At 58.0% G+C, this 15,529-nt stretch carries 14 protein-coding genes; 11 read left to right on the top strand and 3 right to left on the bottom strand.

What is annotated here, in order from left to right:
* The first annotated feature begins 4 nt into the window (after positions 1–4).
* The 5 genes from cyoA (at position 5) to ACVOKO_RS11155 (ending at position 4,603) form a co-directional block, all read left to right on the top strand.
* Positions 5–904, top strand: a complete 900-nt coding sequence (cyoA, locus tag ACVOKO_RS11175; RefSeq protein ID WP_346498982.1) for a ubiquinol oxidase subunit II — start codon at positions 5–7, stop codon at positions 902–904.
* A gap of 5 nt (positions 905–909) precedes the next feature.
* Positions 910–2,892, top strand: coding sequence for a cytochrome o ubiquinol oxidase subunit I (cyoB, locus tag ACVOKO_RS11170; RefSeq protein WP_346498981.1), 1,983 nt, complete (start codon positions 910–912; stop codon positions 2,890–2,892).
* Positions 2,889–3,518, top strand: a complete 630-nt coding sequence (gene cyoC / locus ACVOKO_RS11165; RefSeq protein ID WP_346498980.1) for a cytochrome o ubiquinol oxidase subunit III — start codon at positions 2,889–2,891, stop codon at positions 3,516–3,518. The genes cyoB and cyoC overlap by 4 nt, the downstream gene beginning before the upstream one ends.
* A gap of 2 nt (positions 3,519–3,520) precedes the next feature.
* Positions 3,521–3,853, top strand: coding sequence for a cytochrome o ubiquinol oxidase subunit IV (gene cyoD / locus ACVOKO_RS11160; protein ID WP_057627619.1), 333 nt, complete (start codon positions 3,521–3,523; stop codon positions 3,851–3,853).
* Between the two features lie 75 nt (positions 3,854–3,928).
* Positions 3,929–4,603, top strand: a complete 675-nt coding sequence (locus ACVOKO_RS11155; RefSeq protein WP_346498979.1) for an SCO family protein — start codon at positions 3,929–3,931, stop codon at positions 4,601–4,603.
* A 126-nt stretch (positions 4,604–4,729) separates the two neighbouring features.
* Here ACVOKO_RS11155 and ACVOKO_RS11150 read toward each other — a convergent pair whose 3' ends face one another.
* On the bottom strand, positions 4,730–6,097 hold the full coding sequence (locus ACVOKO_RS11150) for an alpha/beta hydrolase (RefSeq protein WP_346498978.1): 1,368 nt from the start codon (positions 6,095–6,097) through the stop codon (positions 4,730–4,732).
* Between the two features lie 57 nt (positions 6,098–6,154).
* Between ACVOKO_RS11150 and ACVOKO_RS11145 the strand changes: the two genes are divergently transcribed.
* From ACVOKO_RS11145 to ACVOKO_RS11135, 3 genes are all read left to right on the top strand, one after another.
* Positions 6,155–6,688 (top strand): DUF2834 domain-containing protein, encoded by a 534-nt coding sequence (locus ACVOKO_RS11145; protein ID WP_346498977.1) that lies wholly within the window; start codon positions 6,155–6,157, stop codon positions 6,686–6,688.
* A gap of 375 nt (positions 6,689–7,063) precedes the next feature.
* Positions 7,064–7,882: a CYTH domain-containing protein gene (locus ACVOKO_RS11140; protein ID WP_346498976.1), complete on the top strand. Its 819-nt coding sequence runs from the start codon at positions 7,064–7,066 to the stop codon at positions 7,880–7,882.
* A 1,264-nt stretch (positions 7,883–9,146) separates the two neighbouring features.
* Entirely contained in the window at positions 9,147–9,530 is a 384-nt protein-coding gene (locus tag ACVOKO_RS11135) for a hypothetical protein (RefSeq protein WP_346498975.1), read from the top strand.
* A gap of 127 nt (positions 9,531–9,657) precedes the next feature.
* On the opposite strand, the gene ACVOKO_RS11130 is transcribed toward ACVOKO_RS11135, so the two are convergent.
* Positions 9,658–10,866, bottom strand: a complete 1,209-nt coding sequence (locus tag ACVOKO_RS11130) for an RES family NAD+ phosphorylase (protein ID WP_346498974.1) — start codon at positions 10,864–10,866, stop codon at positions 9,658–9,660.
* Positions 10,867–11,402: 536 nt separating this feature from the next.
* Between ACVOKO_RS11130 and ACVOKO_RS11125 the strand changes: the two genes are divergently transcribed.
* Positions 11,403–11,753 (top strand): hypothetical protein, encoded by a 351-nt coding sequence (locus tag ACVOKO_RS11125; RefSeq protein WP_346498973.1) that lies wholly within the window; start codon positions 11,403–11,405, stop codon positions 11,751–11,753.
* A gap of 403 nt (positions 11,754–12,156) precedes the next feature.
* Positions 12,157–12,906 (top strand): hypothetical protein, encoded by a 750-nt coding sequence (locus ACVOKO_RS11120; RefSeq protein ID WP_346498972.1) that lies wholly within the window; start codon positions 12,157–12,159, stop codon positions 12,904–12,906.
* Between the two features lie 737 nt (positions 12,907–13,643).
* Here ACVOKO_RS11120 and ACVOKO_RS11115 read toward each other — a convergent pair.
* Positions 13,644–14,618 carry a GlxA family transcriptional regulator gene (locus ACVOKO_RS11115; protein ID WP_346498971.1) on the bottom strand — a complete coding sequence of 325 codons (975 nt, stop codon included), beginning with the start codon at positions 14,616–14,618 and terminating at the stop codon, positions 13,644–13,646.
* A 104-nt stretch (positions 14,619–14,722) separates the two neighbouring features.
* On the opposite strand from ACVOKO_RS11115, the gene ACVOKO_RS11110 reads away from it, so the two are divergent.
* Entirely contained in the window at positions 14,723–15,271 is a 549-nt protein-coding gene (locus ACVOKO_RS11110) for a cysteine hydrolase family protein (RefSeq protein ID WP_346498970.1), read from the top strand.
* The last annotated feature ends 258 nt before the right edge of the window (positions 15,272–15,529 follow it).

Genomic DNA, 15,529 nt, shown 5'->3' with positions numbered 1-15,529 from the left:
TTCAATGAATATCTGCTGGAAACGCATCCGCCCAGCGCTGGCCGCTTTGGCATGCGTGGGCCTGTCTGGCTGCAACTGGGTACTACTGGACTCCAAAGGCGACGTGGGCATTGCCCAACGCGACCTGATCATCATCTGCATCGCCTTGATGCTGATCGTGGTGATACCGGCCATCGTGCTGACCTTCGTCTTTGCCTGGCGCTACCGCTCCGGCAATACCAAGGCCAAGTACATGCCCGATTGGGCGCACTCCACCAAGGTGGAAATCGTGGTCTGGGGCGTGCCCCTGATCATCGTCGCCGTGCTTGCCGTCATCGTGTGGAAATCCACCCACGAGCTTGACCCTTACAAGCCACTGGATATCCCCGGCGAGCCGCTGCATGTGGAAGTGATCGCCACCGACTGGAAGTGGGTATTCGTCTACCCGGACCTGGGCATCGCCACGGTCAACGAGCTGAACTTCCCGGCTGGGCAGCAGCTGGCCTTCGACATCACCTCCAACTCGACGATGAATACCTTCTTCATCCCGCAGCTGGGCGGGCAGATCTATGCGATGGCCGGCATGCGCACACAGCTGCATCTGGTGGCCAATGAGCCTGGCAAGTTCGACGGCATGTCGGGCAATTACAGCGGCCACGGTTTCTCCAACATGAAGTTTGTCGCCACCGCGATGAGCAACCAGCAGTTTGAGGACTGGGTTGCACAGGTGCGGCAATCGCCGGATCAGCTGAGCTTCGACGAATTCAAGCGTCTGGCCAAACCCAGCCGCAAGGCACCGGTGCAGCACTTCGCCAGCGTCGAGCCGTTGCTGTTCAAGAAGGTCATCGACCAGTTCATCGGCGTGGGTGAGAACACCGCGGCCACGTCGGGCCACAACGCAGAACCCAAGGCCTCCCAGGAGTAATGAGCATGTTCGGTAAGTTGACGTGGGACGCCGTGCCGTTGCACGACCCGATCGTCGTGGTGACATTGTTGGGCATGGTGCTGGGCGGCGTTGCGCTGCTCGGCGCGGTGACCTATTTCAAGCTGTGGGGCGTGCTGTGGCGCGACTGGTTCACCACGGTTGACCACAAGAAGATCGGCATCATGTACATCGTGGTGGCGCTGGTGATGTTGGTGCGCGGCTTTGCCGATGCACTGATGATGCGCGCACAGCTGGCTGCGGCCGGCCCCGGCAGCGATGGCTTCCTGCCACCGGAGCATTACGACCAGATCTTCACCGCGCATGGCGTGATCATGATCTTCTTCGTGGCCACACCGTTCGTGGTGGGCCTGATGAACATCGTGGTGCCGCTGCAGATCGGCGCGCGCGACATGGCCTTCCCCTTCCTCAACGCCTTCAGCTTCTGGATCTTCGTGGTCGGCGCTGCGCTGATGATGATCTCGCTGGGCCTTGGTGAGTTCGCGATGACCGGCTGGGTGGCGTACCCGCCTTTGTCTGGCATCGAGTTCAGTCCAGGAGTAGGTGTTGATTACTACATATGGGCGCTGCAGGCCTCCGGTGTCGGCACACTGCTGACCGGCGTCAACCTGTTCATCACCATCCTGCGCATGCGTGCGCCGGGCATGACCTTGATGAAGATGCCGGTGTTCACCTGGACCGTACTGGTCACCAGCGTCATCATCATTGCCGCGTTCCCGATCCTGACCGTTGCCCTCGGCGCGCTCACGCTGGACCGCTACCTGGACTTCAACTTCTACACCAATGACCTGGGTGGCAACCCGATGATGTACGTCAACCTGGTGTGGGCCTGGGGCCACCCGGAGGTGTACATCCTGGTATTGCCGGCGTTCGGCATCTTCTCCGAGATCACCGCCACGTTCTCGCGCAAGAAGCTGTTCGGCTACAAGTCGATGGTGGGTGCAACGCTGGCGATCGGCATCCTGTCGTTCGTGGTGTGGCTGCACCACTTCTTCACCATGGGCTCCGGTGCCAGCGTCAATGCCTTCTTCGGCATCATGACGATGATCATCGCGATCCCGACCGGCGTGAAAATCTTCACCTGGTTGTTCACCATGTACGGCGGCCGCGTCGAGTTCAGCGTGCCGATGCTGTGGACCATCGCCTTCCTGGTCACCTTCACCATCGGCGGCATGACCGGCGTGCTGCTGGCCATCCCGGGCGCGGACTTCCTGCTGCACAACAGCCTGTTCCTGGTGGCCCACTTCCACAACACCATCATCGGTGGCGCGCTGTTCGGCTACCTGGCCGGCTTCGTCTACTGGTTCCCGAAAGTGTTCGGCTTCACCCTCAACGAGCGCCTGGGCAAGTGGTCGTTCGCCTGCTGGATCATCGGTTTCTACCTGGCCTTCATGCCGCTGTACATGCTTGGCTTCATGGGCATGACCCGGCGCATGAACCAGTACGACAACCCGGCGTGGACGCCCTACCTGATTGCCGCCTTCGTCGGCGCGCTGTTCGTGCTCGCAGGCATCGTGCTGATGCTGGTGCAGATCTACGTCAGCGTCCGCGACCGCAAGCAGAACCAGGACATCACCGGCGACCCGTGGAATGCGCGCACGCTGGAATGGCAGACGCCCTCGCCGCCGCCGTTCTACAACTTCGCCGTGGTGCCCAAGGCCGACACGTTGGACGCCTTCCACGAAGCCAAGAAAGAAGGCCTGCCAAAGCCGCCCAAGCAGTACGCGCCCATCCACATGCCGCGTAACACCGGTGTGCCGCTGATCCTCAACATCTGGATCCTGGCACTGTGCTTCGCTTTGATCTGGCACATCTGGTGGCTGGCCGGTGCGAGCTTCGTGGCGATGATAGTCACCTTGATAGTGCGCTCCTACGACGAGGACGTGGATTACTACGTCAGCGCCGAAGAAGTGGCCGCCATCGAGAACCAACACCAGAACAAGCTCAAGCAGCACAGGGTGATTGCATGAACATCATGTCCAACGTCGCCGTAGACAACGCGCAGGCGGCCGAGCACAGCCATGACGACCATGGCCACGACCAGGGCGGCATGAAGGTCTTCGGCATGTGGGTCTACCTCATGTCCGACCTGGTACTGTTCGGCTCGCTGTTCGCCTCCTACGCGGTGCTCAGCAACGCGTATGCGGGCGGCCCGACGGGTGCCGAGCTGTTCTCGCTGCCGTTCGTGCTGGTGGAAACTTTCCTGCTGCTGGTCTCCAGCATCACCTACGGCCAGGCCGTGCTCGCGATGCACCGCCAGAACAAGCAGGCCGTGCTGACCTGGCTGGGCGTGACCTTCGCACTCGGTGCCGGCTTCATCGGCATGGAAGTGTATGAGTTCAACCACCTCATCCATATTGGCGCCGGCCCCACCACCAGCGCCTACCTGTCGGCGTTCTTCGCGCTGGTTGGCACGCACGGCCTGCACGTGGCCAGCGGCCTGATCTGGATGGCGGTGGTGATGCACCAGGTGAAGCGTCGCGGGCTCACCCCGACCAACGTCACCCGCATCTCCTGCCTGAGCCTGTTCTGGCACTTCCTGGACCTGGTCTGGATCTGCGTCTTCACCTTTGTCTATCTGATTGGAGTGTTCTGAACATGTCCGACAACGACACCTCCCGCGCCGGCAGCGGACATGGCTCCACCAAGTCCTACCTGATCGGTTTCGTGATCTGCGCTGTGCTCACCGTCATCCCCTTCATGCTGGTGATGAACCCGACGCTGTCGCGGCCACTGACGATGGCCCTGCTGGTCGGCTTTGCCGTCGTGCAGATCATCGTGCAGCTGGTGTACTTCCTGCACATGAACCGCTCCTCGGAGGGCGGCTGGAACCTGGCCAGTTTTGTTTTCACGCTGGTCATTCTTTTCATCGTGGTAGCACTCTCCATCTGGATCATCTGGAGCATGCACTTCCACATGATGGTCAACTGACGCACGCAACGGGCCGGCACACACTGCCGGCCCGTTGCATGCAGTTCGGCTGTCCGTCCTTCATCGACCATAGCCATGTCCCGCACCAACACCCCCGCCAGCGGCCTCGCCGCACTGGCCCGCAAACTGCACCTGTCCACCATCGCGATAAGCGCCACCACCCTGCTGCTGATCGCCTGCGCCGCAAAACCAAAAGTAGATTTCTATGGCAAGGACATCGCCTGCGAAGCACTCGGCCAGCAATGGACGATGCCGGACAGCACAGGCATAACCCGCAGCCAGGCTGACCTAAACGGCAAAGTGACCTACCTGTTCTTCGGCTTCACCAGCTGCCCGGACGTCTGCCCCACCACCATGGTGGAGTTGAACCGCGTAAAGCACCTGATGGGCTCGGACGCCGACAAACTGCAGGTGATCTTCGTCACCGTAGACCCGGCCCGCGACACCCCAGCTGTTGCCGAAACTTATGTAAAAGCGTTTGACCCGACTGCGACAGCGCTGGTTGGTGACGATGCGCAACTGGCCGCAATGGCAGCATCCTTCAAAGCCTTCTACGACCGCGAAGAAGGCAAGCACCCCGGCGCCTACTCGATGAGCCACACCGCAGGCGGCTACGTATTCGACCGCGAAGGACGGCTGCGTTTGTTCGCGCCGTTCGGCATGCCGGTGGAGCAGCTGTTCTCAGATGTGCAGCGACTAACGCTGGAGCCGACGCGCCCAAACCCAGCAATCTGTGACGCAACCGGATAGCCCCGAACCGGCAAGACCAAAGCCCCTCTCCCTGCGGGAGAGGGGTTGGGGTGAGGGCAGAACAAAACCACCAACCCCAAACCTCCAACCCCCCAACCAAACTCAGCCGTAAAACCTAAATCAACCTCACCGCTCAACACACCTACCACCAACCTCCCCACCCCCAACAAACGCCCCAACCGCCTCAACAAAACACCCAGGCGCAAAGTAAGACAGCAAATGCGCCCCACCCTCCACCGTACTGAAACTCACCTCCCCAGCCTTCCCCAGCACCGCCGCATGCTCCACCGCCCCCGCATACGCCGTATTCGGATCCAAGGTCCCATGCACAACCAAAGTCCTGGGTAACGCACCAGGCGACTTCCCAAACCAAACATCCTTGGCATAAGCAGGCACAGGCGCCCCGACCAGAAACCCCGGAATTGCGCTGACAAACAAGGCCCCAGCCGCCTCCTGCTCCACCAGCTCGCGCGTAAGCCCCGGCCGCGCATTGTTCTCCGACGCCGAGATCAACATCACCAGCGGCAACGAAGGCTGGTTGTTACCACCCTGCCCCATCCCCGCCATCGCCGTCTTCAACTCCGCCACCGTTGCCAGCAGCGCGGACGTATCGTCCACCGCCAGCCCATCAACGATGTCGGGAATACGCGCACGCAGCGCAGGGAAGTTCAGCAGCGAGCCCAGCAACCGGCGCAGATCACCACCCGGCACCTCGCCCTTCCACGACGCCGTCGGCGCAGCGGCCAGCACACGCTGATAGACCGCCACCTTCTGCTCGCCCAGCACCGCACGCCCCACCGCATCCACCAGCGCCGTGCGCCGGCTCAGATCCCACTGCTCGGTGGTCTCCAGCGGCACCAGCCCATCCAGGATCAAACCATCCAGCGGCATCGGCGCTACCTGCAGCGTACGCAAGGCCAGCTGCGTGCCGTACGACACCCCGTACAGATAGGTCGGCCCACTGCCCCGATAGCGCGACATCAGCAGCGCAAGATCCTGCGCCGCCTCGGTCACCGAGAACGCCTGCGTACGCGCCGCATCCGCATACATCGCACCAATGCAGCCACCCCACTCGTCCCCGGCCAGCCCAACACCATCCGCGCTGTCCGCAGCCTCCTGCACCGGACAGATGCGCTCCGACCGGCCCACGCCACGATGGTCCGGAATCACCAGGTCATAACCGGGAAACGCACGCCGGAAGGTGGCAACCACCGGATACAAGGACGCCCCGGACTCACCAGGCCCACCGGCCAACAGCCAAACCTCCCCGCGCCGCTCTGCAGCCTCAGCGGGAAACCACCGCACGAACAGCTTCAGCGAACCATCGGCCGGCGATTCATGCCGCAGCGGAACATGGGTGCTGACACAAAGGCTGCCTTCCAGCGCAGGAGACGAATCCGCATCGGCGCAGGCCACCGGCGCCTCGAAAGCCAGCTCCGCGCGCGCGGGAAGTGCTGCAAATAGTGCAGCCGCAAGAACAACAGATCGAAACATCGACTTTCATCCCCTGATGAGCAGGCGACAGCATGCCAGTGTGCAGGGGCTGCGGGAATGTCTATCGGTAATGGGTGGTTGGGGGCTGAGCGCGCCTATGTGCTGCTTAGTACCGCCGAGCTCTTACGGGCGTCGGAAACAATGGCGGACTGGCCTTCCTGGATCGCGCTGAAACTCCCGAGCTCAGCGCTCACCAAGGCCCAGGATTCCTTGGTCCAAGCGATAATCCACACCAGAGACAACCAATCGACTCAGCCGGAGAGCAACATGCGGTTTGTTTACCTACTTCTCTGCATCGCGGGCACCGCCCTGCCCCTAGCCCAGTTTGTGCCATGGCTATACGCCAACGGCCTCAATGTGCCGCTCCTACTGCAGCAGGCGACGTCCAGCAATATCGCAGCGTTCGCTTGGGCGGATGTCCTCATTTCGGGCCTTGCGACCATCGCACTCATTTGTGCTGAGGGACACAGACTTGGAATGCGTCGTCTGTGGATGCCGCTGTCCAGCATCGTGATTGGTCCGTCCTTAGCGCTACCTCTTTTTCTTTACATCAGGGAGCGGCATCTCGCAGCAACGCCGAAAGAAGCCTGATAATCCGCGATAGCCGAAGATCAGGGCTGCCCATGCCAACTCAGCCCATCTAACTGCTCGGCGAGACTGCATGGAATTTCGAAAGCACGCGGCAGGCGTCGAGTTCCGAAGCAAGGCAGGAAACATGCAGGAACGTAAGAACGCCTGTAGCAATGCACTTAGACCAACGTTTGCTTCCGTCCCATAGCGGCCATTGGCGCGGCCGCCGAGCCCTCCGGTGGGCCCGGTTATACGTCGGCTTGTTAGCCTGACCCAGCCGTCCTAAGATCGAGCTGCATCAAGGGCAAAGCCCACCATACCGCGCTTTGTGGATAAGTCGTATAACCGGACCCGCGGGTCCGTCTATTAGGTAGTTGGGCTTTAACGGAGATTGCAGTGAAACCCACGGAAGAGCATGAGATCAAGGTAGTACCTGCGCCTGGCCAGCAGATAAAGCTGCTCACCTCCCTCCGGAGCAAAAGCACCGACGAACTCGAAGATACACTTCAAGGATTTATCGGCACAGGTCAGTTCAGCATCTCGCTGGAAGGAACAAAGACGATCAATGATGTCTACTACGATACCGAGGATCTTCAGCTATTTGAGATTCATTCGTTACTCCGCGTACGCCATGTCGGGGACGCCACAAAACTCATCATCAAGACATTAACGAGCCAAAGCGCTGGCGAGCTGAAACGGGCCGAGCATGAGTTCAACATTAGCGCACAGGAACTTAAGGATCTAGAGAGCACAAACTTTAAGCAGTACGTGGATGTGCACTTTCCAGAGCTTTCAGGGCGATCATTTTCTAAGCTCATCAGCGTTCGCAACGACCGTTTGAACTATCTGCTTGTCAGAGCAACCGAGAGTTTTAGATTGTCTCTGGATCAATTTGTGCTTGTAAATTCAGCAAATGGAAAAGCAAGTAACCAGCTCTACGAAATTGAGTTGGAGGCACTCAACGCTGATGCATCAGTGCAGTTGCCTTTGATCAAGCCGAACCTACTCAAGCTGGTTAAGAATTCGCGCTTCTCTAATAGCTCAAAGTACGAAAGGGGCGTCCGACATTTCCACCTCGATCAAGCATACTGGAAGCAAGCACTATCTGCTTGGAGCACAGGGCCTGGCTTGAATTGGCTTGGCATGATTCTTAACCTTACCGGTATTGCGCTTACTATATTTGGCCTTTATATGACAATTCAGGCAAAACCCTAACAATTCATTCAAGCCGAACCCGCTGCGCGGGTCAGCTTAATTCCGGAGTCGAATGTCCGTTACTGGCCGCAGGGCGTCATGCGACCCAATGCGGCCATTTGCACCCTCAGCTTGCCGAGGTCGCCGAGCCTACCGCTGGGTCCGGTTGTACGTTGGCTTGTTAGCTGGACTCAGGCGCCCTAAGAGCGAGCCGTATCAAGGGAGAAGTCCCCCATACGGTGCTTTGTGGGTAAGTCGTATAACCGGACCCACGGGTCCGTCCATTAGGTAGTTAGACCGTATGACCATAGAGCGTAGCGACCGTCTATATGACACCTGGCGAACTTCCGCAGAGAAGTTCGACTACTTCGTTCTTGGGATTCTTGGCGCCCTCTGTGCCTACATCGCCAATGGATTTCAGGCGGAAGTAGTTGGGTCAAATCCCAAAACCTTGGAACTTCTGGCACTAGCCGCTTTGTTCGGCTCAGCGCTCTGCGGCTTCTTTCGCGTCGAGTCGACCATCTTTCTCACAAGCCTCAATCACAAGTACCTGAGAGCCAACGAGCAGCGAGGGCTACTCACTTAACAGCTCGCAAGCGGGGCTCCGTTCTTGAACTCAGCGACAGGGCAAGTCTATTCATTGCAGCACGCCCAAGCGGAGATCGCGGCAATTGATCACGCTTTGCCAAGCATCAACAAGCAAATGGAGTCCGCAGGTCGCCGGGCAGAGACCACTTATGCTTGGCGTAACCGCCTAGTTGTTCTCGGCTTTCTTATCTTGATGAGCTCACGGGTCTGGGCGGCCTACTACCATGCGGCCTAACCGTTCATTCAAGCCGAACCCGCTTCGCGGGTCGGCTTAGTTCAGGCGTTAGGCCCCGGATTGAGCATGACCGAGACTTCCAATTTAGAGACCGCGAGAGCCTTTGTTTCAGCGTGGCTCCTTGCAAATCACGAACAGCTCGGTCTTAGGCAGCTCAAGTTTGAACGGCTTGAGCTTCCCGCCGAGATCCTATCGACTTGGTACCAGTCAGAGGATCTCCTGGTTGACATTACTGCCTGGGATCATGCGCTTTGCCTAGACATACTGGTCACGGAGCAACCGTCCAATGAGCTTGTATTCTCCGAGCCAGGCTCTTGTGAAAGCACGGCGGGGCTCTTGGCTCGCCTCAATGCATTCTCGGGCTGGCTCACTAGGCGCGCAGCCGGGGCTTAACAATTCATTCAAGCCGAAGCCGCTTCGCGGCTCGGCTTAATCCAGGCGTTAAGTGCCTATGGAGAGTGTATGGATAGCCAACTATGGGGAGTTTTGATCGGTGCTGCCGTTGCAAGCATCGTTCCCCTCATCACTCTACGTACAACTCATACACAATGGCGGCTTGAGAAACGCATCGAAATCCTTCGCCGCAGGAAGGAAGGCCTTGAGCGGATCTACGCAGATATCTTCCAAAAGCTGCCGGCCGCACTACAGGAACGCAATTATCCAATTAGCATGATGGGCGCTATCAGCGTTCATGCTTCACGAGAAGTTCGCAAGCTGTACTATGACCACTTGGATAGTAAAGAACGAGACCACACAAAAATGAAACACCTGCTTCTTGAAATGACTGTAGCCGCCAACAAGCACATCGCCAGCATCGATCATGAAGTTGACAAGCTACTCAAGTAGCGCGCCTAACAATTCATTCAAGCCGACGCCGTTTCACGGCGCGGCTTAATTCAGCCGTTGAACGCCCCCTACTGGCCGGCAGCGGACATTGGCCGAGCCCAACACAGGCTTGCTTGCAAAAGCTGCTCTATAGCTCGTTGAATTCGGCGCGTCCCTTGGCATCGAGCAAATATGAATGACCCTGAAGTTTGACGATGGATAGACTCTCGGACTCGATTTTGACAGATCTAATGCGAACAAAGCTAAGGCTATCTTTTTTGTATTTTACGCCGAATTTTGAGGATAGCTTGCCGTCAAAAGGCTTTCCACGTGCGAAGAGCACGATGTTGGTCCCTTGGGCGTCTTGTGCCGAACGGAATACTATCCCGTCAAATGGTTTGTCGCATACGTGGGCCAGATACTCCGCCATCGTCTGGGTCACGATGTAGTCGGACTCTCTCCCAGGTAAAATTGGTTGGGATACTTGCTCATGCAACTGACGAAGCGCCGCGAAACGGATGCGTTTCTCTGAGTATTTTGGATCAAACAGGCTGTGCTTGGCCCAAGCCTTCTCGAGTCTACGGAGATCCAGCACACGAAGTTTGCGCGTGGTTCTCAGCTCGACTACAGCCAAAGTACTCCCGATCGCCGGGCGCATCTCTGACACGCAGGTTTTAGCCTCATTTGATGCATAAAGCACCGATACGCCTTCAGCGTTCATACGGCCGCTTCTCGCCAGTTCGGGCGGAGGCGGTCCCACTTGACGCGCAGGTGCTGCAGTTACCGCCAGCTGCATTGATTCAGAGTCTACGACCCGAGAGCGAAACAGTTGTGCATCCAAGGGGAGGCTATAGCACACAGGTCCCTGATTTCCGTCCACACGTGCTGTGATGTCATCAATGCCTTCGAAGAGTGCCGCGAACATCGACGCCGCTACCGGACTAAAGAATCTTCGACCGTGCTTAAGCTCTGCTTTCGTCTCATGCCAGCCGGGGAAGGCGCTGGGTTCGTATTGGATAAACCTAAACTGGTAGTTGGTTCCATCGCACCAGTACCCGTAGTCGCCAGACTGCGGATCGCAGTCCTCAGCTTCTTTGACCGCCTCAACAATGGATGAGTGGCAGTTGTAACACTCGCCAAGTACATCTTGAACGATATCCGAGAGATCATCTCCTAGTTGCTGCCAGGAGCCCCTGTCGTCATCGACGCCTGCAAAGTGTTTAGTTTCTTCGCCCACAACGTAATATCGCCGAAGTATGCCTTCGAGTCTTCGGCCAAGATCATTGATAGAGATGCCTTTGCGCTTCTTGCTGCATTCAGTGCAGTCAACCATTGCCGAGTTGGATTCGATCTCCACTCTCAGGAAGTCGTCTACGATGCAAGTTTTGCAGATTCCTAGATCCATGGTGTCGGGTAGCATCCGAAGTAAAAAAACACATTATTTGCCAAGCAAGACAACTCAGCCATGCGGTTGGCGGATCGCTGGGTTGCTCCAAGGTGAGCCCGTTCGGCAGGCGGGGATGTCTGTGCTGAAAGCCAATCCACATGAGCTGCCGGTCACCGATAGTTATGTTGCATCGCTAACAATGCGCGAGCGCTAGTGGTGCGTCAGCCACGTGGCGATCTGTGTTCGAATTTTGAGTGTCCGCAATTGGCCGCTCGGCATCATGCGACCCCGAACGGACATCTGCACTTCTACCGAAGCGAGCTTGCGGTGGTCACTGAGTCCTCCTCTGGATCCGATTGTACGCTGGGTTGTTCGCTGGACCCAGTGGCCCTAAGATCGAGCTTAATCAGGGGATAGCCCGCTATATGGTGTGCTGTGGATAAGTCATATGGCCAGACTGACGGGTCCGTCTACTAGGTAGTTAGGTATCACACAAGGAGTATGTAGTGACTGAAAAAAAGCCGTGGCTAAGTACACTTGCTCTAGTCGGGTTTGAAGCAAACGCGGCCATTGAAGCGGGTCATGGGAATTCTCTCTCGTTCGATGAGATCTATAGAGGTATTGAGAGAGGGACTCTGCTCGAAGACATCAACAAGAAGCTGCCAGGAGTCTGTGACTTCAGCTTGTACCCAGCTGGCAGTGAACAATCAATTGCTCTCCATGAGGTGCTCAATTTAGTAGCCGGTGGGCTGCAAGGGCGCGAACGCCGGAAACTTGGCATAGAGAAATCGGGGTTGCACTTGCTTCTTGCCTTTGTTCTGGAGGCTATGCAGCATCAGTATTGGGTAAAGCCGTGATGCCTAACAATTCATTCAAGCCGACGTCGCTTCGTAGCGCGGCTTAACTCAAGCGTTAGACTGCTATGCACGTTATCGAGATTGCTGGGGCAAACTTCCACGTAGTGGAGCCTGAGTCGCGGGATCTGCTTTCCTCCATCGTTTCACGAGACGGCTCAAAGCTTGCTTGCGTACATCTTGTTCCTGGCGGCTTTCGAATCCGACTGTTCATCCGGGGCAACGGTGCGCCGCAGTGGCAAGGAAAGTGGTGGCACGAGCAACAGCCCATCTCCCTAACCGATACTCGGCAACAGGCAGACAATCTGGCCGAAGAGCATGTCGATGTCGCGGCCTAGCAATTCATTCGAGCCGAACCCGCTCCGCGGGGCTGTTTGGTACAGACGCTAGCTTGCAAGGAGGGATCGTGGAGGCCACCGAGAAAATTCAGAAGCTCCGAGAGTACAAAGCCAAGTTGTTCCAATGGCAGAAAAGTCATGACGTAGAGACTCGCTCATGGATCAGTGAGAACACTCTCTGGGTGCGCCGCGAGACGATTGAAGCCGGGTGCTTTTTCACTATGACCATTTCACCGCCACCAGCTGTGGGTGGCTTGGTCATGCAGAACGTTGATCCGTTCGCAATGATGTTTAGTCCTCCATACCTCATGAATCTTATGGGGCACGTGGTCGATATGATTGACAAGACGATCGGTGTATTAAAGGAGCCGCCGCGTGAGCCAAAGTTGCCCAAGGCAATTGCGGCGCCCGATCCAGTTCAGAAGGGCTACGCTTTCATCGCAATGCCAATAGATCCGGCCGATGCACAGCTTGAGGATGTGCTTGATGCGATCAAAGAGGCAGCAAAACGTTGTGGCGTTCAAGCAGAGCGCGTCGACGAACCACATTCAAACGAACGCATCACCGACAGAATCCTGGAATCGATTCGTAAGGCTGAGTACGTCATCGTTGACCTTACAGGATCCCGTCCCAACGTCTTTTATGAAGCTGGCTATGCCCAGGGACTACGCAAAACACCTATCTACATAGCGCGGGAAGGCACACGTTTGGAGTTCGATCTTAAGGACTATCCGGTCATATTTTTTAGGAGCATGAAGGAACTCAAAGATCTTCTGGAGAGTAGGTTGCGCGGGTTGGCGGGCGCGCGCGCAACCTAGCCATTCATTCGATCCGTCGCGCTTTGTGGCGAGACTTAACTCAGGTGTTAGACCGCTCGGGGGGGGAATCCGTGAACGAGAAGCAGAAGATCGAGGTGGCGACCGCAATCGGATTTCTCGCTCTATACAACGCGGAGCAAGGAACTTCCTACAAATTCGGAGAGCTTTCGGACAGCCCTGATGTAGTATGCTTTGACGCTGACGGCAAGCGGCTCGGGCTTGAGATCACTCTCGCGGAGGATTGCCCCCGAGACATTCAAGCGGCACTCGGCCGGTCTGATCATCTCAACATGGCAAACTTCCATCCGAGTCGGCCAGCGAGCAATCTCCAAGGTAATGTCACGGAGTCCTTGCTTCAGCGAGTACATGAGAAACTTTAGAAAAATTATGGAGCGCGTACAGCGTTGGTCGTTCGCAGCGCATCTGGCGTCGATTGGGACTGGGACTTACAGGTAATAGAAATCCAGAGAGTGCTTGCCGGGAACCAGAATAATTTCGATCATGGCGTTTGGCTTTTGAACCGCCAGATGGATCGGTTGTTCAGACTACTGGAACCACATGGATGCGGGTCAGCGGTCCAATAATTCATTCAAGCCGATGCTGCTTCTCGGCCCGGCTTAGTTCAGGCGTTTGTAACTGTTCGCTTCTGGCCGAAAGCAGCCGAAAGTGCACAAGGAAGCTCCCACCAAGAGCATCAAGAACAGAGCGGACTTTCCGCTCTGCTCATTACTACTCAATCACCGCCCACCAAACCGCCGCCGATACTCCCCCGGCGACAACCCCACAATCCGACTAAACACCTTCCGAAACGAACCCGGGTCGCTGTAACCCACGTCCCAGGCAATCCGCTCCAGCGGCACGTTACTGGTCTGCAGCATCTCCCGTGCGCGGGCTACGCGTACGCGTTGGCAGTATTCGGTGGCGGTCATGCCGGTGGCTTTCTGAAAGCGGCGCAGGAAGGTGCGCTCTTCAAGCCCTGCGCGTTGTGCGAGTTCGGCGGACGCGACCTGTTTGGCGTGGGTGTCGTGCAGCCATTGCTGCACGGCCAGCACGGCGGCGTCGCCGTGCGTCATGCGTGGCGAAAAACTGCTGTAGTAGCGCTGTTGGCGGCCGGGTGGATCGATCAATAGCGTGCGTGCGACATCTAGCATTACTACGGCGCCGAGGTAGCGGTCTACCAGCCGCAGGCCGAGGTCGGTCCAGGCCATGGCGCCGCCTGCGCTGAAGATGTCGCCGCCGTCGATGAGCATCTGGTCCACGTCCAGCGTCACGTCCGGAAAGCGCGCGGCCAGCAGTTCGGCGTATTGCCAGTTGGTGGTGATGGTGCGGCCGGCCAGGCGCCCTGTTTCGGCCAGCAAGAATGCGCCGGCGCAAACCGATGCGAGCGTGGTGCCGTCGTCGTGCAATGCGCGCAGCCAGCCCAGGTAGGGCGCGGCGGCTTCGGTGGAAATCGGAGGCTGCATGCTGGGCGGCAGGATCATCACCTGCGGTGTACCGGTTGGCGGCTGGCTTGAGCTGTAGACGGCTTGCGGCGCTTGGCCGGGCGCTTCGATGCGCCAGTGCGTGACCTGCAGTTCGGGGGCGGCGGGCGTTGCGCGTTCACTGGAGAGCCTGTCGGCCAGGGCGAACAGGTCGGTCAGGCCGAGCACCGCCGCCAGCTGGGCGCCGGGATACAGCAGGATTCCCACTTGGATGTGACCGTCGGTGCGCATCTGTCGGTACAGCCCTCAAGAATGTCGGTAGCGCCTCTTCGTGGTGGCAGGCCGGTCGCGGAGACTTCTCCCACACCATTCAACCACCCATCAGGGAGCCGTACATGAGCAAGCGCGCCATTATCGTCGTCGATCTTCAGAATGAATACCTTGCCACCGGCAAGCTGCCGCTGGTGGGCATTGATGCCGCCACCGCCAATGCGGTGCGCGTGATTGCCGATGCGCGGGCCAAGGGCGTGCCGGTGCTGCATGTCCGCCATGAATCCGCCAGCAGCGATGCGCCCATCTTCGTGCCGGGCTCGGACGGGGTGCGGATCATGGGCGCTGTCGCACCCATCAGCGATGAGCCGGTAATCGTCAAGAACCACGTCAATTCGTTCCGCGATACCGATCTGAAGCAGCAGCTTGAAGCGCGCGGGATCGAGGATGTGGTGGTGGTTGGCGCGATGAGCCATATGTGCGTGGATGCGGTGGTGCGCGCGTCGGCCGACATGGGCTATGCGGTCACCGTGCTGCACGACGCCTGCGCTACGCGTGATCTGGAGTTCAATGGCGTTGTGGCGCCCGCTGCGCAGGTGCATGCGGCAATGATGGCGTCGTTTGAGTTCGGGTATGGGCGGGTTGTTGCTACGGATGAGCATTTGCTGGGGTGATGGTCGACGTAACCAGACGGATAAACGGGTAGAGCATCGTTATCAAGCACTGGCCTGCCCGCTCCTCTGGTAGGAATCTGACCACCTTCGCCGCACCTTCCCAGGCACGTTGTTTTTCAGCATGCCAAGCTATATCGCTCCATCCACGCATATCACACGCACCAGACCGACCACGGATGTTCCCTCTGGCGCCACCAACCGTCCAGGAGTTCGGGATCAGTCTCATTGTGATGTCTTGCAGGGGCTTGCTATTAGTTG

This window comes from Stenotrophomonas sp. STEN240 (assembly GCF_056756175.1).
The sequence above is the reverse complement of the archived record's forward strand: the minus strand, read 5'-3'. Positions and strand labels throughout refer to the sequence as shown.